Below are 19,145 nucleotides of genomic sequence, written 5' to 3' on the forward strand. Positions count from 1 at the left end.
CGGCCGCGAGGAGATGGCAGCATGTCGAATCACGTATTGAACGCGGCGCAGGCCACTGTGCCGTTGCCGACGGTGAGCACGCCGCGCCGCTGGCTGAAGGCGCTCGACCGCGGCCTGATTTCGGTCGTCGAAGTGTGCGCGGCGCTGCTGCTTGCTGTGGAAATCGTGGTGATGCTGGCGGGCGTGGTATCGCGCTACGCGTTGCATCAACCTCTGGTGTGGTCGGATGAACTGGCCGGCATCCTGTTCCTTTGGCTCGCGATGCTAGGCGCCGTACTCGCATTGCGACGCGGCGAACACATGCGTATGACCGCGCTCGTCAGCCGGTTATCGGCGGAGCGTCGCGCATTTGTCGACACGCTTGCCGTTGCCGCGTCGGTCGCATTGCTCGCGCTGCTCGTTGCGCCCGCCTATAACTACGCATCCGGGGAAGCGGCCATCGTCACGCCTGCTTTGCAGATCAGCAATGCGTGGCGTGCGTTTGCATTGCCGATTGGCGCCGCGCTGATGCTGGTCGTCGGCGTGATGCGGCTTGCACAGACTTGCCGCATGCGCGACGTCGCTATCGCTCTGGTGATCGCGGCGCTTTTCGGCGCAGCGGCGATGTGGGCAGGACCGTGGTTCCAGACGCTCGGCAAGGCGAATCTGATCATCTTCTTTGTGGGCGTGGTTGCAATCGGCATCTTTTCCGGCGTGCCAATCGGCTTTTCGTTCGCACTCGCCACGTTCGGCTATCTCGGCCTGTCGACCTACACTCCGCTGGAAGTGGTCGTGGGGCGCATGGACGAAGGCATGTCGCATCTCGTGCTGCTGGCGGTGCCGCTGTTCGTCTTTCTCGGCCTGCTGATCGAGATGACAGGCATGGCGCGCGCGATGATCCAGTTCCTCGCGAGCCTTGTCGGTCATGTGCGCGGCGGGCTGTCGTTTGTGCTGATCGGTGCGATGTATCTCGTGTCCGGCATTTCCGGATCGAAGGTGGCCGATATGGCGGCCATCGCGCCCGTGTTGTTTCCCGAGATGAAAAAGCGCGGCGCGTCCGAGGGCGACCTCGTCGCCTTGCTTGCCACCACCGGCGCGCAAAGCGAAACCATTCCGCCGAGCATCGTGCTGATTACGATTGGCTCCGTCACCGGGCTTTCCATTTCCGCGCTCTTTACTGCGGGGATGTTGCCGGGCGCCGTGCTCGCGCTCGTTCTGTGCGTCGTCGTGTGGTGGCGCTATCGGAAGGAGGATTTGAGCGGCACGCAGCGCTTCAGCAAGCGGCAGATAGGCCGGCTCTTTATTGTGTCGCTGCCCGCGCTGGCGTTGCCGTTCGTCATCCGGGCCGCGGTGGTCGAGGGCATCGCGACCGCTACGGAAGTGTCGACCATCGGCATCGCCTACTCGATGCTGATCGGCCTCCTCATCTATCGCCGTTTCGAGTGGCGACGGCTTCCCCGCATGCTTGTCGATGCAGCCACTTTGTCGGGCGCGATTCTGTTCATTATCGGCTGCGCCACTGCAATGGCATGGGCCCTCACGCAATCGGGTTTCTCGCAGGACCTGGCGCAATGGATGGGTGCAATGCCCGGCGGCGCATACGGTTTTCTGGCCGTGTCGATCGTCGTGTTCGTGATGCTCGGCAGCGTGCTCGAAGGCATTCCGGCGATCGTGCTGTTCGGTCCATTGCTGTTTCCAATCGCGCGGCTTGCGGGCGTGCATGAAGTTCACTACGCGATCGTGGTGATTCTCTCGATGGGTGTGGGTCTCTTTTCGCCGCCGTTCGGCGTCGGCTACTACTCCGCGTGCGCGATCAGCAAGGTCAGTCCCGATGCGGGCATCCGTCCTATCGTCGGCTATATGGGGGCGTTGATCGTAGGGCTGATTGTCGTTGCCGCGATACCCTGGATCTCAACCGGCTTTCTCTAACTGCTGTCTATCCGTTCGACCTTCGGGCGCTGCATTTTTGCCGCGCCGGGGAGTCGCTCGTCTATCAATATTTGCTGCGTGGGGAGATTTTCATGAGTCGTTTCTTTGGCGAGATTCGTCAAGCGGGGTACGTGGTGCGCGATATCGAAGCCGCGATGGATTACTGGAGCCGCGTGCTCGGTGTGGGACCGTGGTTTTACAACGAACGTGTGCCCATTGAAAACTACACTTATCGCGGGCAATCATACGAAGTCCATAACTCCGTTGCGCTGGCGAACTCCGGACCGCTTCAGGTCGAACTGATTCAGACAAGGAACGAGGCGCCCTCCATGTACCGCGATTTTCTCACCGCTGGCAATACAGGGCTTCAGCACAACGCTTACTGGACCACTTCGTTCGACGCCGACCTCGCGCGTTTGCAGCAGCAAGGCTTCAAGGTTGCGATGAGCGGCGAAGTCGGCCGCAACGGCCGCTTTGTTTACTTCGACACGGAGAATCATCCGGGAACGGTGATTGAGCTCTCGGAGATTGCGGGTCCAAAGGGCAAGCTCTTCGACATGATCTACGCAGCCTCACGCGATTGGGACGGCCGTGAGCCGGTGCGCCGCTTTCCTGATCTGAACGCGCTATGACCGACGCACAGCAGCCGCATGGCGGCGATCGCGATTCGCTCGAAGCCGATTATCTGATCGAGACGCCGCTCGATCCCACGCGCGTCGCTGAGATCATGGCGGGCGAGCAGTCGAGCGGCACTTTCGTGCGCGTGGCGAACGAAACCGACGCACTGCGCGCGCGAAGCCGCGCGAGCGTGCTGCGCATCGACGAGATGGAACCCGCGGCGCAGCCGAGTCTTCATAGCTCATGGCTTGCCCGACAGGGCGCGCGAGGGCCGTGGCGGCGCGCGCGCGTTACGCTGTCTTTTCCGCTTGCCAATATTGGCGCTAACTTGCCGACGCTTGCCGCGACCGTCGCAGGCAATTTGTACGACCTCGGCGAAGTCACTGGCATGCGCCTATTGTCGCTGCGTTTGCCGGCGTCTTATCGTGCGCGCTTTGAAACTCCGCGTCATGGCGTGCAGGGTACGCGTGCGCTGACGCAGGTAACCGGCGGGCCGCTGATCGGCACCATCATCAAACCGAACGTGGGCCTGAGTGCTGAAGAAACCGCGGCACTGGTACGCGATCTGTGCGAAGCAGGCGTCGATTTTATCAAGGATGACGAAGTAAGTGCGAACCCCGCGCATGCGCCGCTCGCGGAACGCGTGCGCGCGGTCATGTCCGAAGTGCGTCGCTACCGCGAGCGCAGCGGCCGCACGGTCATGGTCGCCTTCAATATCACCGACGACCTCGACGCGATGCGTCGTCACGCGGAACTGGTGGAGCGTGAGGGCGGCACGTGTGTGATGGCAAGCATCAACTGGTGCGGCTTTTCTGCTATTCAGACTTTGCGTCGCGCCACGCCGTTGGTGCTGCACGCGCATCGCAACGGCTACGGCATGATGTCGCGGGATCCGTCGCTCGGCATATCGTTTCAGGCTTATCAGACGCTGTGGCGTCTGGCCGGCGTCGATCATATGCATGTACACGGCCTCGCCGGCAAGTTCGCGCAAAGCGACGACGAAGTCATCGAGTCCGCACGCGACTGCGCGACGCCGCTCGCCGCAGGCTGCGACGACACGGTATTGCCGGCGTTTTCTTCGGGACAGTGGGCAGGCACTGCGCAAGCGACGTTCGATGCAGTGCGATCCACCGACCTGTTGTTCATGTCGGGCGGCGGCATCCTCGCGCATCCCGATGGCCCCGCAGCCGGTGTGATGAGTGTGCGGCAGGCATGGGCCGCGGTAGAGGCGCGCACGCCCGTGCCGGTCTACGCGGAGCGCATGCCGGAACTGCGGCGCGCGCTCGAGTTTTTCGGCGGCCGCAAGTGAGTTCACACGACGACCACAGCCGTAGCGGCGAGGCCGGCGGCGGCCCGCAATACGCGTTTTACGGCGACGATTTCACCGGCGCGACCGATACGCTCGCGCATCTCGCACGCGCCGGCTTGCGCACCATGCTGCTGTTAGCGCCACCGGACGCAGCGCGTCTGCGAAAGCTCGGCCCGCTCGATGCGATTGGCGTGGCGGGAGCCGCGCGTACGATGTCGCCGGATGAGCAGCGGGTCGAACTCACAAATGTCGGTCAGGCGTTTGCCGAACTCGGCGTGCGCGTGATGCACTACAAGGTCTGCTCGACTTTCGATAGCGCGCCGCAAACGGGCAGCATCGGCGTGGCGATCCGCACGTTGCGCGACTATTGCGCGAATCCGCTTGTTGCAGTGATTGGCGGACAGCCCAATCTGCGGCGCTATTGCGTGTTTGGTGAGCTGTTTGCAGCGGCGGGTGCTGACGATGACAAGTCGTCCATCTATCGGATCGATCGTCACCCGACCATGAGCCGGCATCCCGTTACGCCGATGAACGAGGCGGATCTGCGCGTGCATCTGCAGCGGCAGGGCGTGGATAACGTGCAGTACATCGACTGGCGCTGCTACGCGGCAGGCGAGGCCGCGCTTCGGACCGAGCTGCAACGCCGGCTCGCTTTGCGGCCCGATGCCGTGCTGTTCGACGTGCTCGACGATTCGCATCTTCACGCGATTGGGCGCTTGCTGATGCATCAGGTGAGAAGTGCCGCGCCGCTGCTTGCGGTAGGCGCGAGCAGCGTGGCGCAGGCGTATGCGTCGGCGCTCGGCCAATCGGCGGCCAGTGAAGCAGTGCCACAGCGCGAGCGGTTGGCTCGTGCACGCGGTCCGGTATTCGTGCTGGCCGGCAGTCTGTCGCCGTTGACCGAGGTGCAGATCGGCGCCGCGCATTCCTATCGCCACATTGAACTGGACCCGCTGCAGATGACGGGCGAATCGGCACACGGCTATCTAATGGCGCAAGTGGCCGCAATCGCCGACGCGTTGCGCAATGGAAGCAATGTGCTGGCCTTCACGGCGCGGCGCCGGTCGAACGCGCACGAAACGCCCGGCGCGCTGCCACAACTCGCGCACGCGTGTGCGTCATTGCTGCGCCAGGTGCTGGGCGCAGTGAAATTGCAGCGTGTCGGCATTGCTGGCGGAGACACCTCGAGCATCGCTGTGCGGACCTTGGGCGCATGGGGCCTGTCGTACCTTGCTCCGCTGCCGGCCGGCGTGACCGTGTGCCGCGTGCATGCCGACAGTGCCGAACTGGACGGCGTCGAGCTAATGCTCAAGGGTGGCCAGATGGGCGACGCAGACGTGTTTCAGCAAATGCTCGAAGGGTATGGCGACGACGAACGCAGCAACGTTTAACTGCGTTGACCGTTGATTGGCAGGTGTCCGCCGCGTCCCGATCTTCGCGATTACGGATGAATGGTTTCGCCGCGATTCAGCATGCCGATGAACTCCTCGATCTTTCGCACCCGTGTTGCGGGCTTTTTGGCGTTCTGTATCCGAAACAGGATGGCGTAGCGGTTTCGTCCATTCAGCGTCGCAAAGAAGGCGCTGGCCTTGGGATTCGCAGCGAGTGCGGCCTGCAGGTCGTCCGGTACGACTGAGTTGCTGGCCGACGTATACGCAGCTTCCCAGCGGCCATCCTCTTTGGCTTTCTCGACTTCCCGCATGCCCGAAGGAAGCATTCGGCCTGCGGCGATCAGCGCTTCGGCCCGCTCTTTGTTGAGCTTCGACCAGATACTTTTTGCTGATCGTCGCGTGAAGCGTTGCAACCAGTATTCTTCACTTTCAGCCTGTTTTTGGCCGTCGATCCAGCCATGACAAAGGGCGCTCTCCAGCGCCTCTTCGTAAGTCAAGGTTGGCTGCCCGGCTCCCTTTTTGGCAAGGCGCAGCCATATTCCGGTCGACGTGTCGCCGTTTTGCGTCAACCAGTTTTCCCATTCATGCTGGTCAAGGCATGTCAGACGAGGCTCAGTCATGGTGGGTCCGAATGGTTGCATTCAGGCCGACGGCGCTTTCGTTCACCGAGGGCTCGCATTACCGGCGTTCAGTATCGTGCCCGGTATCGCGTTGCGTCGGGATCTCGCTTTCGCGCCCGGCCGGCGCCTCATCATTACGCGACGGATGAACATCGCCATCGCCTCGCTCGCCATTGTCGGGCGAGCCGCCGGTCACCGGCGCGCCGCGCTGATTGCCGAAGGAGCCGCCGCCGGAAGCCCCGGTAGATTTCGAAGGGTTGCCCCGATCATCGTCGTCGTTCGATGGTGTGTTCGTCATCGTGTGCTCCTATGGGTTGCATTAGTGCGTTCATCGCGAGCAAGCCATGCGCCAGCACTACCGATACGCTCAACCCAGCGCCCCCGTTTCACACGCTAGCTATTGCGCTGCCCACCCGCAATCACCCGCTCCAACGACAGCTTCAAATGCCGCAACATCGCCGCTTGCGCCTGGATCGCATCGCGCGCTTCAAGCGCTTCGAGAATCGCGCGATGCTCGTCGGGCACCGCGCGCCACGTCGTTTCGTTTTCGAAGTGGCCGCGCAGCTTTTCCGACAGCGGACTATGCCGCGCGTCGAATAGCGAACTGACGGTGCGCACGAGCACTTCGTTGCCGGACATCTGCGCGATGGCGAGATGGAAGGCGCGGTCGGCCGTCACGGGGATTCTGCCGGCCTCCACTTCGTGCTCCATCTCCTTGTAGATCGCACGCAGCGCCTTGAGGTCCTTCGGCTTGCACAACGGCGCGACGCTCGCGACGATCGCGCCTTCGATCACGCAGCGCGCCCCCATGATGTCGAGCAGGCTGTCGCCGAGCTCGGCCTGCGAAAGCGCCGCGCCTTTTTTCGCGGGCGGCGCAGCGCACAGATAGACGCCGGAGCCCATGCGAATTTCGACGAGCCCTTCGAGTTCCAGCGCGACGAGCGCTTCGCGCACCGACGGCCGCGACACGCCGAGCGTCTCGGCCAGCGCGCGTTCGGGCGGCAAGCGGCCATTCGGCGCGAAGTCCGGCTGGGCGATCAGGTCGCGCAGCTTTTCCGCGATCTGGAGATAGAGACGGCGAGTGTCGGCAGCTCTGGTGGTCACAAAACGTTTCCTGGCGGTGGAGCTTCATCAAGCCCGGTAAGGCGAACGCCGATTGTAGAGCGAAGCGCCAGCGGCGCAAATCGCGGCTCGGGACGAAGCTCGGGGTTTTCCCAGGGAGCCGGCAAATTGGCTTGACCAGTGAGCCAGTTTACCGTTATTTTTCGCAAAGTGGTAAGGCCGGAAGCGATGCAACCTGCGGGCGTCGCTGCGCCGCGCTCCTTGCCGAACGAAATTCCACACTGACTAAAAACTCAAACCGGACGCGCGCGTCATTAACGTGCTGCTCGCGTGCCGAGCCTGGAGTAACCAACAATGGCCAACCCGATTCTTCAATTCGGCACAAGCCGATTTTTGCAGGCGCATGCGGATCTGTTCGTGTCCGAAGCGCTCGACGCAGGGCGCGCGCTCGGCCATGTGACCGTCGTGCAGACCACGGCGAATCCGGAAAGCCTCGCGCGTATCGACGCATTGCGCGCGCAGGGCGAGTACGACGTGCGTATCCGCGGCGTGCGCCGCGAAGCGGTGATCGATACCACGACGCGTTGCCGTGCGATCAGCGAAGCCTTGAACGCCAACACGGATTGGCCGACGGTGGTGGAGCGCTTCGCGCGCGATGCGCGCGTCGTGATCTCGAACACCGGCGACCGCGGCTACGAGTGTTTCTCCGACGATACCGCCGAGCTGCTGCGCCGTGACGCCAGCGTGCCGCGCGGCTTCGCGGCGAAGCTCGTGGTGCTGCTGCACGCGCGCTTCAACGCAGGCGCCGCGCCGCTCACGCTGCTGCCTTGCGAACTCGTATCGCGCAACGGCGAGACGCTGCGTGCGCTCGTCGCCGACATCGCGCGTAGCTGGAATGCCGAGCCCGAATTCATCCGCTATATCGAAGAGACCTGCGTGTGGGTGAACTCGCTGGTAGACCGCATCGTGTCGGAGCCGATCCGGCCGGTCGGCGCCTATGCCGAGCCATACGCGCTGTGGGCGATCGAGCGCCAGGACGGCATGGTGCTGCCGTGCGAGCACGAAGCGATGATCGTCACCGACGATCTGCCGCACTACGAGCGCCTGAAGCTGTTGCTGCTCAATCTCGGCCACACGTGGCTCGCGGAACGCTGGAAAGTCGACGCGCGCGATCCACAGGAAAACACATTGCATGCGATGCGCGATCCGGCGCTGCGTGCGGACCTCGAATCGCTATGGCGCGACGAGGTGCTGCCCGTTTTCGACGCGCTCGGCCAGGGCGACGACGCGCGTGCGTATCTCGATGACGTGCGCGAGCGCTTCGAAAATCCGTTCCTCGATCATCGTCTCGCGGACATCGCCCGCAATCACGAGCAGAAGAAGCAACGCCGCTTTCAACCGGTGATCGATCTGGCGCATGAACTGCGTTTGGACCTCGAACAGCCGCGTCTTCGCGCGGCGCTCGCAGCGTCGCCCGATCATCTGAACACCTGACTATCAGCCCAGGAGGAGACAGTTTCATGAAAAAAATGCGTTGGGTTGTGATCTTTCTATGCTTTCTCGCGATCGCGGTTAACTATATCGACCGTGCGAATCTCGCGGTCGCCGCGCCGCAAATCGAAAAGGCGCTGGGCATCGGCCCCGCCGAAATGGGCTTCATTCTGAGCGGCTTTTTCTGGACCTACGCGTTGATGCAGATGCCGTTCGGCTGGTTCGTCGATCGCGTCGGCGCGCGCATTGCGTTGCCGCTCGCAGTCGGCTGGTGGTCGTTGTTTACCGCCGCGACCGCGGTGACCACCAGCGTCGCCGGCATGTTCGGCTGCCGGCTGCTGCTCGGCGTGGGCGAGGCGGGTGCGTATCCGTCGTGCGCGAAGCTCGTCAGCCAATGGTTTCATCCGCGTGAGCGCGCCATCGCGACGAGCATCTTCGACAGCGGTTCGCGCGTCGGCTCGGCGCTGTCGATTCCTGTCGTCGCGCTCATCATCAGCGCGCTCGGCTGGAAAGCGGCCTTCGTGCTAACCGGCCTGCTCGGCGCGGTGTGGATCGCGGGCTGGTTCGTGATTTATCGCAATCCGTCGCAAGACGATCTGGACGGCGCGCACGACGCCACGCGCGCAGCGCAAACGAGCGGCCAGCAAAAGGTCACGTGGGCGTCGCTGTTTCGCCACCGCACGCTGTGGGGCATGATGCTCGGCTTCTTCTGCCTGAACTTCGTGATCTATTTCTTCATCACGTGGTTTCCGAGCTATCTCGTGCAGACGCGCGGCTTTTCGCTGAAATCGCTCGGCACGCTCGGCATGATTCCGGCGTTGATCGCGATTCCCGGCGGCTGGCTCGGCGGCTATGTGTCCGACGCGCTGTTCCGGCGCGGCTGGAGCCTGACCGCGGCGCGCAAGACGTGCATGGTCGGCGGCATGCTGTTGTCGTCGGTGATCACGCTGTCGGCGTTCACGGAGAACGTGTATCTGATGCTCGCGTTCTTCGGCATCGCGTACGGCAGCCTCGCGTTCGCCGCGGCGAGCATCTGGTCGCTGCCAGGCGACGTTGCGCCGACGCCGGGCCATGTCGCGTCGATCGGCGGCATTCAGAACTTCGCGTCGAACCTGGCGGGCATCGTCATCACCACGTTCACCGGCGCGATGGTCGCGCTCACCAAGGGCTCGTTCACGATTCCGCTCGTGGTGGCAGGCGGTTTCTGTTTTCTCGGTGCGTTCAGCTATCTCGTCATCGTGGGCCGCATCGAGCCGTTGTCGATCGAACCGGCTCGCGACGACGAGCGCGAGCGCGTGAGCTCCACTGTCTGACCCATCCGATTCATTCTGCTTTCGAGGCTTCTCATGTCGACTCAAGCCAGCGTCGCATCCGCGATCATCCGTCTGCATCCGGGCGACGACGTCATCATCGCGACTCGCCAGCTACTGCCGGGCACGCGCATCGACGCGGAGCAACTGGTGGTCACCGGTTTGATACCACCCGGCCACAAGATCGCGACGCGCGACATCGCGAAAGGCGAGCCGGTCAAGCGCTATAACCAGATCATCGGCGTCGCGCGCGAAGCGATTGCGCGCGGCCAGCACGTTCATGTGCAGAACCTCGGCATGTCCGAGTTCGCGCGCGAGCATGTGTTCGGCGTCGATGCACAACCGACCGCTTATGTGAAGGAACCCGCGCACTTCATGGGCATCCGTCGCGGCGACGGGCGCATTGCGACGCGCAATTACATCGGCATCCTGACGAGTGTGAATTGCTCGGCGACGGTCGCGCGCGCGATCGCGGATCATTTCCGCCGCGACGTGCATCCCGATGCACTCGCCGATTATCCGAACGTCGACGGCGTGATCGCGCTGACGCACGGCCTCGGCTGCGGCATCGACACGCAGGGCGAAGGCATCCGCATTCTGCGCCGCACGCTCGCGGGCTATGCGGTGCATCCGAACTTCGCGTCGGTGCTGTTCGTCGGGCTCGGCTGCGAAACGAACCAGATCGACGGCGTGCTCGAGGCCGGCGGTCTCGGCAGCAGCGACCTCAAGCTGCGCAGCTTTACGATCCAGGACAGCGGCGGCACGCGCAAGACGATCGAGCGCGGCATCGCGATGGTGCAGGAAATGCTCGCCGACGCGAACCGCATCCAGCGTGTGCCCGTGCCGGCTTCGCATCTCAGCATCGGCTTGCAGTGCGGCGGCTCGGACGGTTACTCGGGCATCTCCGCGAATCCCGCGCTTGGTGCCGCGGTCGATCGCGTCGTGCGGCATGGCGGCACCGCGATTCTCTCGGAGACGCCGGAGATTTATGGCGCCGAGCATCTGCTCACGCGCCGCGCGGTGAGCCCCGCTGTGGGCGAGAAACTGCTTGCGCGAATCGCATGGTGGCAGGACTACTGCGCGCGCAACGGCGGCGCGCTCGACAACAATCCGTCGGCCGGCAACAAGGCGGGCGGCCTCACGACGATCCTCGAAAAATCGCTCGGCGCGGTCGCGAAGGGCGGCACGACGAATCTCGTCGACGTCTACGAATACGCGCAGCCGGTCGCCGCAAAAGGTCTCGTGTTCATGGATTCGCCGGGCTACGATCCGGTCTCCGCGACGGGCCAGGTTGCCTCGGGTGCGAACGTGATCTGCTTCACGACGGGGCGCGGCTCCGCGTATGGCTGCGCGCCGTCGCCGTCGCTGAAGTTTGCGACGAACAACACGCTGTGGGAGCGTCAGGCGGACGACATCGACCTCAACTGCGGCGGCGTGATCGACGGCAGCGCGAGCATCGACGAACTGGGTGAAGCGATCTTCCAGATGATGCTCGATTGCGCGTCCGGCACGCGCACGAAAAGCGAATTGCATGGCTACGGGCAAAGTGAATTCGTGCCGTGGCAAGTCGGCGTGGTGACGTGACACGAACCCGCACGTTACGCAAACTGAAACCCGATTGAAACGCGATAGCCGCATGAATCGCTGATAGGAGACACTGAATTGGAACGCCGCCTTTATGCAGGCCGCGACGTGAAGCGTGCGCATGGCATCGACGATCTGCGCGCGATGGCGCGCCGGCGCTTGCCGAATTTCTGTTTCGAGTATGTGGAGGGCGGTTCCGAAGACGAGGCGACACTGCGCCGCAATCGCGATGTGTTCCGCGAACTCGCTTTTCTGCCGCGTACGCTCGTGAACGTTGAAAAGCGCAATCAGAGCGTGACGCTGTTCGGCGAGCGCAGCGCTGCGCCGTTCATGATCGGCCCGACCGGCTATAGCGGACTGATGTTCCGCGAAGGCGACGTCAAGATGGCGAGCGCGGCGGCGGCGGCCGGCATTCCGTTTGTACTGAGCAACGTATCGACCGTCGCGCTCGAAGACGTCGTGCGGCGTGCGGGCGGCCGCATATGGATGCAGGTCTACATGTACCGCACGCGCGAATCGCTTGCGAAGCTCGCGCAGCGTTCGGAGGCCGCGGGCATCGAAGCGCTCGTCGTGACGACCGACAGCGCGGTGTTCGGCAAACGCGAATGGGACCTGCGCAATTACGTTGAGCCGCTCAAGCTCGACTGGCGCAACAAGTTCGATGTGCTGCGGCATCCGCGCTGGATGGCGAACGTGTTGTGGCCGAGCGGCATGCCGCGCTTCGCGAATCTCGGCGACTTGTTGCCGCCTGGGCAAAACAGCGTGAAGGGCGCGACGATCACGCTCGGTCAGCAACTGGACCCGTCGCTGTCGTGGGACGACATCCGCTGGTTGCGCGATTTGTGGCCGCATCGGCTGATCGTGAAGGGCGTGCTCGGCGCGGCCGATGCACTCGAAGCGGTGAAGGCGGGTGTCGACGGCATCGTGCTGTCGAATCACGGCGGCCGGCAACTCGACGGAGCGGTCTCGGCGATGGATGTATTGCCCGAGGTCGTCGAGCAGGCAGGCGGCAGGCTGTGCGTGATGCTCGACGGCGGATTCCGCCGCGGCACCGACATTCTGAAAGCGGTCGCGTTGGGTGCCGATGCGGTGCTGCTCGGACGCGCGACGACTTATGGCTTGAGCGCGGGCGGTCAGCCGGGCGTCGAACGCGCCATCGATATTCTCAAAACGGAGATCGACCGTGCGCTCGGACTACTTGGTTGCCGCGATATCGCGGAACTCGACCGAAGCTATCTGCGCCGTGTTGGGCACGACGGGGCGCTATCGCGGCGGCTGCAGGAACGACGCGTTGCCCTCGTCGGCCACGACGCTCCGGTAACTGGCGAGCCTTACCTGCAGGCGTGAGATGCAAGGCCGCGCTGCTCATTGCGCAAGCTGCCAGCGCAATACCGGATGCGTGGCGCCTGCCGGCATCGCCCACACGCCCGTTGAGCTGAAGTCGTAAGTGGGACCGAAGCTCGACGGCGCGCTCATTTCCGCAGTGGTCAATCCCTTCGCCGCCGATGTGCCAGTGCCGCTATACACGTCGCGCGTCGCGTGAGTGGTCTGCGTATCCCAGTAGACGTCGCCCGCAATCGTGCCGTTGTTGGTGCTCGCGACGCCGAGCGCGGGCGGACCCAGCGCGGGCTGAATGCTCTGGATCACCTGGCCGGTCGCGAACGACTGCTCGATCGTGCCGTCGTTTCGTTGAACCAGGGCGGCGCTGCCATCTGTGCAGGCCGTGCCGTTGCCGCCGCCGCAATAGTTCGGCTGAAACGATACCTGACCCGTCGCATACGACTGCGAGATGAGGCCCGAGTTGCTTCCTGCGAGTCCGCCTCCGCCGCCGGTATGCGCCTCCGCCGTCACCGCGCCGGTCGCATACGATTGCCTGATCGTCCCCGCGTTGATGCCCACGAGACCGCCCGGTGTGCCTTCGGCCAATACATTGACGCTGCTGCCCGAGCGCGTGATCGTGCCGTAGTTATAGCCGACGAGGCCACCCGTACTCGACGCGTAGCTGTAGCCTCCAAAGTCGGATGCCGATCCGCTCGTGCGAACGTAGGTGACGAGTCCGTAGTTGAATCCCGCCAGTATTCCGTACGATCCATAATCGTTCGGATCGCTAATGTTTCCGTTCACGTTGACATTGCGCACGACACCCGTCGTGCCGATCACGCCGAAGAGTCCTGCTGCGCGCTGGTCGGGACCGCCGGTGATCGAACCCGGCGTAACGAGCACCGTGCGCGACAAGGTAAGGCCGCTGATGGCGTGACCCATGCCGTCGAACTGACCGGAGAACGGCGTGGCGCCGTCGCCGATGGAAGTAAAGGCGAACGCCGGTGGAAAGCCCGACGTGGCGCTCGCGTCAATGTCCTTGCCTAGCGCATAGTTGCCGGCGAGATCCGCCGATACCTGCTGCAAGTCGTTCAGCGAATTGACGAGCTTGTAGGCCGTCGCCTGCGTCAGCAGTCCGCTGAACGGCGCGGCGGTCCACGCGCTATTGGTGAGCACCGTGCCGGGGCTGTAGGTGCCCGTCATGTCGTAAAGCGCGCTGACGATGCCGGTGCTCGCGGACCAGTCGAGCGTGCCGTGGTTCGCGATGCTGCCGCCGTTGTCGATGCCCGACGCGTCCGCGCGCAACGTGAGATTGCCGGAGCCCGAGTTTTTCAGCGTGACGCCCGATGCAATCGAGACATCGTGATAAGCCGCAAGCGACAGCGCGGCTGCGCCGTTCCAGTTCAGACCCGAGGCGACGCTCAGATCGCCGGATACGCCGTTTGCGCCTGTCGTGGTCACGTTGACGGAGGTGCCCGCGTCGAGACTGCGGCGAAGCGCACCCGCGGCGGCGGTGTCGATCGTGAATACGGGGGACGTCACGTTCCACTGCGATGCGAGCACGCGTGCGTCGCGGCCGAACGAGAGATTGAGCGCCTGCGTGTCGACGGTGCCGCCGCTGCCGTCTGCGTTGGACGCGACAATCGTGCCGCGCTGCGCGACGCTGCCCGTATCGGCGACGAGCCACACGTGGCCGCCGCGCGTCGCCGTGCCCGTTGCGCGTACGCGCGTGCCGCCGCCCGCGAGTGCGTAGATGTTGCCGTCTGCGGCTTGCAAATTTATCTGCGCGGCGCGCAAGGCCCCGGCGTTCGCAACCGTACCCTTGCTGCCGGTTTGCACGAAAAGCTGCTTGCCACTCGACGAATCCTGCAACAACACGTTGGCACCGACGCCGAGTTCGGCGGTTCCGTTGGGCGCTTCGACGGTGCCCGCGTTGACTACTGCGTTGCGCGCGATCAGAAATACGTCGCCGCCCGTCGAACTAATCTTGCCGAGATTCACGACGCTCGCATTCGAGTCGCCTGCGAATGTCAGCGCGCCGCCGTTCATGAACGCGCAATTGCAGACGTCGAGTGTGGAGGCCAGGAAACGTCCGCCGGTGCTGATCACACCCGACGGCCCCACGACGATACCTTGCGGGTTGATCAGATAAACGTCGCCTGTTGCACTCAGCTTGCCGAGGATCGCGGAGAGCGAACCGCCCGTCACGCGATTGAGCGTCGCGCCCGAGCCGTTCTGAAACATCACGGCATTGCCCTTGCCGATCGAGAAGCTGTTCCAGTCGATCACGCCGCGCGTGGAGCCCGGTTGCGTGACGATCAGGTTGTTGCCGCTGGTGTTGATCGAACCCTGGCCGCCGACATACTGACCGCCTTGCGGCAACACGCCCGCCGCTATCGCCACGGAAGCCGGAATCAATCCGGCGAGCGACAGTGCGAGCGCAATTGAACGATGCCGCGCGGCGATGCCTGTCCGAAGAGTGCCTTGAACCGCTCGGGGTATTAACCGAAATGACATGTGTGCCTCCTCGGTGTCAGTCCGATACGCGCGCGGCGGAACGCGGATGCCGTTGCACGATCCGCGTCGTCGGATGAAGTCTGCTGAATCAGCTTAGCAGTGCGCTTTGATGACACGCTGTAATAATCACAGCACTTTGTGCCGTGATGGTGTCGCTTTTTGCAGATCATTGGGCATGTGTGGAAGGAAGCGCAGGCGTTTGCCGCGCGCTAAATCCCTACGTTTTCATGACGTCATCTGTCATTTCGCTGACGCATTTTTTTGTGCGAGCGCAGCGACGGATTTTTCGCTGCTGGTGCGTTCAAGAAGAAACGAAGCCGCATTGTGCTTCGACATGCTTCGGCATGTTTCGATATCGAACGGGAGAAACCAGCATGACATCGAGAAAAAGCCTTGGGACTTTCATGCTTGCCGCCGCTTTGGCCGGTGGCGCCTTCGTCGGCTCCGCGCCCGCGTTCGCGCAGGCCGTGATCATCGCGCCGGTCGCGCCGCCGCCTCCGCGCGTCGAGGTCGTGCCGGCGCCTCGTGCGGGCTACGTGTGGGATCAGGGCCGCTGGCGTTGGCATCACGGCCGCTACGTGTGGGTGCCCGGTCACTGGCAGGCGGTGCGCGTCGGCTATCACTGGGTGCCGGGACATTGGGTGCAGCGCGGGCCGAACTGGCGCTGGGTCGAAGGTCATTGGGCCTGAACGGCTTCGCGTAACCAGTGAGGCAATCGCCATGAAAACGCTTGTGATAATGCTGCTGGCGGCGTCGCTGGCCGGCTGCGTGGTGTATCCGGCGCGGCCGGTCTACTATCGTCCGGCAGTCGTCGTGTATTGAGAGTGGCGGTCCCGGCTGCCGTGCGTATCGATCACCGTTGCACGCGCAACGAACATGAGAGTTGAAGCCGACGTGAATTGCATCGCATGTATGCCGGGAGCGCCGCGTCTTGAGTGAACGCGACCCCGACGCGGAGTTGCTCGAGCAGGTCGGCCGCCACGATGCGGCCGCCGTGCGCACGCTCGTCGCACGCAAGCTGCCGCGTCTGCTCGCGTTGGCCATGCGCATGCTGGGCGACCGCATGGAAGCGGAAGACGTCGCGCAGGAAGTGTTCGTGCGAATCTGGAAACACGCGACGCGTTGGCGCGAAGGCGAGGCGAAATTCGACACGTGGATTCATCGCGTGGCGCTGAACCTTTGCTATGACCGGCTGCGCGGCCGGCGTGAAGAAGTACGCGACGAACTGCCCGACGAGATCGATCCCGCCGCGCTGCCCGACGTGCGGCTCGAAGCGCGGGCTCGCGACGAGCGCGTGCGCGAAGCACTCGCCGCACTGCCGGTGCGGCAACGCGAGGCGCTGGTGCTCTGCTATTACCAGGAGATGTCGAACATCGACGCGGCCGCGCTGATGGGCATCACCGTCGATGCGCTGGAAAGCCTGCTCGCTCGCGCACGCCGCAATCTGCGCGCTCAACTGGCCGGCAGCGGCCTTAGCAAGGACAAGTCATGACGCCCGAAAGATTTCATCAGATCGTCGAAGCCTATGGCGCCGATCCACAGCGTTGGCCGCCGCAGGAGCGAGCCGCGGCGCAGGCGTGGGCGGGTTTGCATCGTCAGCAGGCGCAAGCATGGCTTGACGAAGCCGCCGGGCTTGATGCGTGGCTCGCGACGGATCGGCTCGCGTCGCCGGACGTCGCGTTGCAGCAGCGCATCGTTGCAAGCGCGCCCGCGCGGCCTGCGCGGCGGGCGACACCACAGCGGCGCGCGTGGTGGTGGTCGGGCGCTGCGGTCGGTGTCGGCCTGCTCGGTGGCGTGGCCGGCGCGTTGGCGGTGTCGTTTTTCGTGTTGACGGAAGCGGTGCCGCCTGTGCATGAATCCTCTTATCTCACGTCGAGTTTCGGTGGATCGTCCGCCGACTGGAGCGGCGAATGAACAGCCGGTCATGGAAAGTCGTGCTCGTAGTGTCGCTCGTCCTCAATGTGTTTTTGCTTGGCGCGATCGCGGGCGGCGCTTATCGATGGTATGCGGCGCGCGATGCCGCGGCGCCGCTCGCCGCGCAGCAGCGGGCCTTGCGTTTTGCCGCACAGACGCTGTCGGCGGAGCGGCAGAAGGCGTTCGCCGAGAGCCTGAGGAATGGACGCCGCGACGGCCGGCAGCTTGCGCGCGAGGCGCGCGAAGCGCGTCGCGAGGTATTGCGTCTGCTCGCCGCGCCGCAACTGGATCGCGCGGCGCTCGACGCTGCGTTGGCTCGCACGCGTGAGGCCGACAGCGGCCTGCGTGCGAAAGTGGAAAGCAGTGTCGCGGATTTCGCCGCGACGTTGTCGCCGCAAGAGCGCGTGGAGTTCGCCGACAGCCTGCGCTTGCGCGGACAGTGGCGCGAGCCGCAAACAAGCGCGAAGGGCGCCGGTCCGGCGAGCGCTGCATCGCCGGCCGCCCCTTCGAGCGAATAAAAATGTTTGCGAGCGGCGACGGATTGCATGCGTGCGCAACGTTCAAGCACTATTCAATGCCTGAGAGGGCGGTATGACTGCCTCATCCAATCTGACGACTGCTGCGATCGCGCTGAACCGTTTCGGCCTCGGCGCGCGCCCCGACGACCCAGCGCCCGCCGACCCGAAGGCGTGGCTGCTCGCGCAATTCGAGCACTATGAGCCGAGGCCTGCTGCCTGGGCCGATCAGCCGGATTCGATTGACTTGTCGAGCGAACTGGAACAGCAGCGCATGCAGTTGCGTCAGCAACGGCAGCGCAAGCCTGGCGATGGGAACACGCCGCAACAAAGCAACGCGCAAGGCGGCCAGCAAGCGGCATCGGAAAGCTCGGTGAAAAAAGATAAGGAAGCCGAACGGAAAGCGATGCATGTCGAAATACGCGACACGTATCGCGCTTCGGTGAATGCGCGCGTGCTTAGCGCATTGACCACGCAGACGCCTTTCATCGAGCGGCTGGTTCATTTCTGGGCGAACCATTTCGCGGTATCGACGGAAAAACCCGCCGTGGCCGCGCTCGCCGGTTCGTTCGAAGCGGAGGCGATTCGCCCGCACGTGCTCGGCCGTTTCGAGGACATGCTGGTGGCGGTCGAGCGTCATCCGGCGATGCAGGTGTTCCTCGACCAGACGCGTTCGGTCGGGCCCGACAGCACGGCGGCGCTGCGTGCGGCGGCGCGCAATCCCGAGCGCAAGCGTGGCCTCAATGAAAACCTCGCGCGCGAAATCATGGAGCTGCATACGCTCGGCGCGCGCAGCGGCTATAGCCAGGACGACGTTACTGAATTTGCTCGCGCGTTGACGGGCTGGAGTGTGGCGACCGATCCTGCCAACGCCGGCATGCAGGGCAAACCGCCCGCGCAGTCCATGCCGACTGCCGCCGCGCCCGGCACCTTCGTGTTTCGCGAAGCGCTGCACGAGCTCGGCGCGCGAACCGTCATGGGACGTCGCTACGATCAGCGCGGCGAGGACCAGGCGCTCGCGATCCTGCATGACCTCGCGACTGCGCCTGCGACCGCGCAACACATCGGCGCCAAGCTGGCCCGTCATTTCATCGCCGATACTCCGCCCGCGGCTGCGAGCGACAAGCTGGCGAGCGCGTTCATGACGAGCGGCGGCGATCTGCCGACGCTGTACCGCACATTGATCGACATGCACGAAGCCTGGTCGCCCGTCGCGGTGAAGTTCAAGACGCCGTGGGAATGGGCGATTTCGTCGATGCGCGGGCTCGGCTGGCAAGACCTCGGCAATCTGCAGGCCGCACCTCTGTTGACGCAGCTTGGTCAACCCGTATGGCGTCCCGGTTCGCCCGCCGGTTACGACGACGTCGCCGCAAGCTGGGCCGCGCCCGATGCGCTCGTGCGCCGCGTCGAGGTCGCACAGCGCTTCGCGGCGCGCGTCGGCGACCGGCTCGACGCGCGCTCGCTCGGCCAGGCGCTGCTCGCCGGATCGCTGGGCGCGCCGAGCGCGGTGGCGATCGCGCGCGCCGAAAGCGCATCCACTGCAATTGCGCTTTTGCTGGTCTCACCGGACTTTCAACGGAGATGAACGC

At 64.2% G+C, this 19,145-nt stretch carries 17 protein-coding genes; 13 read left to right on the forward strand and 4 right to left on the reverse strand.

The window, feature by feature from the left end; translation table 11 throughout:
- The first annotated feature begins 21 nt into the window (after positions 1-21).
- The 4 genes from P0D87_RS22820 (at position 22) to P0D87_RS22835 (ending at position 5,223) form a co-directional block, all read left to right on the forward strand.
- Positions 22-1,908, forward strand: a complete 1,887-nt coding sequence (locus P0D87_RS22820) for a TRAP transporter large permease (RefSeq protein WP_053860749.1) — start codon at positions 22-24, stop codon at positions 1,906-1,908.
- Positions 1,909-2,000: 92 nt separating this feature from the next.
- Complete coding sequence (locus tag P0D87_RS22825; protein ID WP_053859448.1) at positions 2,001-2,540, forward strand: VOC family protein; 540 nt, start codon at positions 2,001-2,003, stop codon at positions 2,538-2,540.
- Positions 2,537-3,835 carry a ribulose-bisphosphate carboxylase large subunit family protein gene (locus P0D87_RS22830; RefSeq protein WP_053859447.1) on the forward strand — a complete coding sequence of 433 codons (1,299 nt, stop codon included), beginning with the start codon at positions 2,537-2,539 and terminating at the stop codon, positions 3,833-3,835. Before P0D87_RS22825 ends, P0D87_RS22830 begins: the two co-directional genes overlap by 4 nt.
- Entirely contained in the window at positions 3,832-5,223 is a 1,392-nt protein-coding gene (locus tag P0D87_RS22835; protein ID WP_171799993.1) for a four-carbon acid sugar kinase family protein, read from the forward strand. Before P0D87_RS22830 ends, P0D87_RS22835 begins: the two co-directional genes overlap by 4 nt.
- A gap of 50 nt (positions 5,224-5,273) precedes the next feature.
- Here P0D87_RS22835 and P0D87_RS22840 read toward each other — a convergent pair whose 3' ends face one another.
- The 3 genes from P0D87_RS22840 to P0D87_RS22850 all read right to left on the reverse strand — a co-directional run bounded on the left by P0D87_RS22840 (position 5,274) and on the right by P0D87_RS22850 (position 6,947).
- On the reverse strand, positions 5,274-5,843 hold the full coding sequence (locus P0D87_RS22840) for a YdeI/OmpD-associated family protein (RefSeq protein WP_053859445.1): 570 nt from the start codon (positions 5,841-5,843) through the stop codon (positions 5,274-5,276).
- A 58-nt stretch (positions 5,844-5,901) separates the two neighbouring features.
- Positions 5,902-6,141, reverse strand: a complete 240-nt coding sequence (locus P0D87_RS22845) for a hypothetical protein (protein WP_053859444.1) — start codon at positions 6,139-6,141, stop codon at positions 5,902-5,904.
- A gap of 95 nt (positions 6,142-6,236) precedes the next feature.
- Positions 6,237-6,947 carry a FadR/GntR family transcriptional regulator gene (locus P0D87_RS22850; protein WP_006049401.1) on the reverse strand — a complete coding sequence of 237 codons (711 nt, stop codon included), beginning with the start codon at positions 6,945-6,947 and terminating at the stop codon, positions 6,237-6,239.
- Between the two features lie 312 nt (positions 6,948-7,259).
- Here P0D87_RS22850 and P0D87_RS22855 point away from each other — a divergent pair, with 312 nt between their 5' ends.
- The 4 genes from P0D87_RS22855 to P0D87_RS22870 all read left to right on the forward strand — a co-directional run bounded on the left by P0D87_RS22855 (position 7,260) and on the right by P0D87_RS22870 (position 12,637).
- Complete coding sequence (locus P0D87_RS22855; protein WP_053859443.1) at positions 7,260-8,399, forward strand: mannitol dehydrogenase family protein; 1,140 nt, start codon at positions 7,260-7,262, stop codon at positions 8,397-8,399.
- A gap of 26 nt (positions 8,400-8,425) precedes the next feature.
- On the forward strand, positions 8,426-9,709 hold the full coding sequence (locus tag P0D87_RS22860; RefSeq protein ID WP_006049403.1) for an MFS transporter: 1,284 nt from the start codon (positions 8,426-8,428) through the stop codon (positions 9,707-9,709).
- A 33-nt stretch (positions 9,710-9,742) separates the two neighbouring features.
- Positions 9,743-11,290, forward strand: coding sequence for a UxaA family hydrolase (locus P0D87_RS22865; protein WP_006049404.1), 1,548 nt, complete (start codon positions 9,743-9,745; stop codon positions 11,288-11,290).
- A gap of 78 nt (positions 11,291-11,368) precedes the next feature.
- Entirely contained in the window at positions 11,369-12,637 is a 1,269-nt protein-coding gene (locus P0D87_RS22870; protein ID WP_053859442.1) for an alpha-hydroxy acid oxidase, read from the forward strand.
- 18 nt (positions 12,638-12,655) lie between these two features.
- Here the strand turns inward: P0D87_RS22870 and P0D87_RS22875 are convergent, their stop codons facing one another.
- Positions 12,656-15,127 carry a two-partner secretion domain-containing protein gene (locus P0D87_RS22875; protein WP_053859441.1) on the reverse strand — a complete coding sequence of 824 codons (2,472 nt, stop codon included), beginning with the start codon at positions 15,125-15,127 and terminating at the stop codon, positions 12,656-12,658.
- Between the two features lie 374 nt (positions 15,128-15,501).
- Here P0D87_RS22875 and P0D87_RS22880 point away from each other — a divergent pair, with 374 nt between their 5' ends.
- The 5 genes from P0D87_RS22880 to P0D87_RS22900 all read left to right on the forward strand — a co-directional run bounded on the left by P0D87_RS22880 (position 15,502) and on the right by P0D87_RS22900 (position 19,141).
- Positions 15,502-15,816, forward strand: coding sequence for a YXWGXW repeat-containing protein (locus P0D87_RS22880; RefSeq protein WP_006049409.1), 315 nt, complete (start codon positions 15,502-15,504; stop codon positions 15,814-15,816).
- 209 nt (positions 15,817-16,025) lie between these two features.
- Entirely contained in the window at positions 16,026-16,619 is a 594-nt protein-coding gene (locus tag P0D87_RS22885; RefSeq protein WP_258196152.1) for an RNA polymerase sigma factor, read from the forward strand.
- Positions 16,616-17,041, forward strand: coding sequence for a hypothetical protein (locus tag P0D87_RS22890; protein WP_053859440.1), 426 nt, complete (start codon positions 16,616-16,618; stop codon positions 17,039-17,041). The genes P0D87_RS22885 and P0D87_RS22890 overlap by 4 nt, the downstream gene beginning before the upstream one ends.
- Entirely contained in the window at positions 17,038-17,559 is a 522-nt protein-coding gene (locus P0D87_RS22895; protein WP_053859439.1) for a periplasmic heavy metal sensor, read from the forward strand. The genes P0D87_RS22890 and P0D87_RS22895 overlap by 4 nt, the downstream gene beginning before the upstream one ends.
- A gap of 73 nt (positions 17,560-17,632) precedes the next feature.
- Positions 17,633-19,141 carry a DUF1800 domain-containing protein gene (locus tag P0D87_RS22900; protein WP_408637048.1) on the forward strand — a complete coding sequence of 503 codons (1,509 nt, stop codon included), beginning with the start codon at positions 17,633-17,635 and terminating at the stop codon, positions 19,139-19,141.
- Positions 19,142-19,145: the final 4 nt, after the last annotated feature.

Origin of the sequence: Paraburkholderia sp. RL17-368-BIF-A (assembly GCF_046054045.1) — a bacterium.
Lineage (GTDB): Bacteria > Pseudomonadota > Gammaproteobacteria > Burkholderiales > Burkholderiaceae > Paraburkholderia > Paraburkholderia graminis.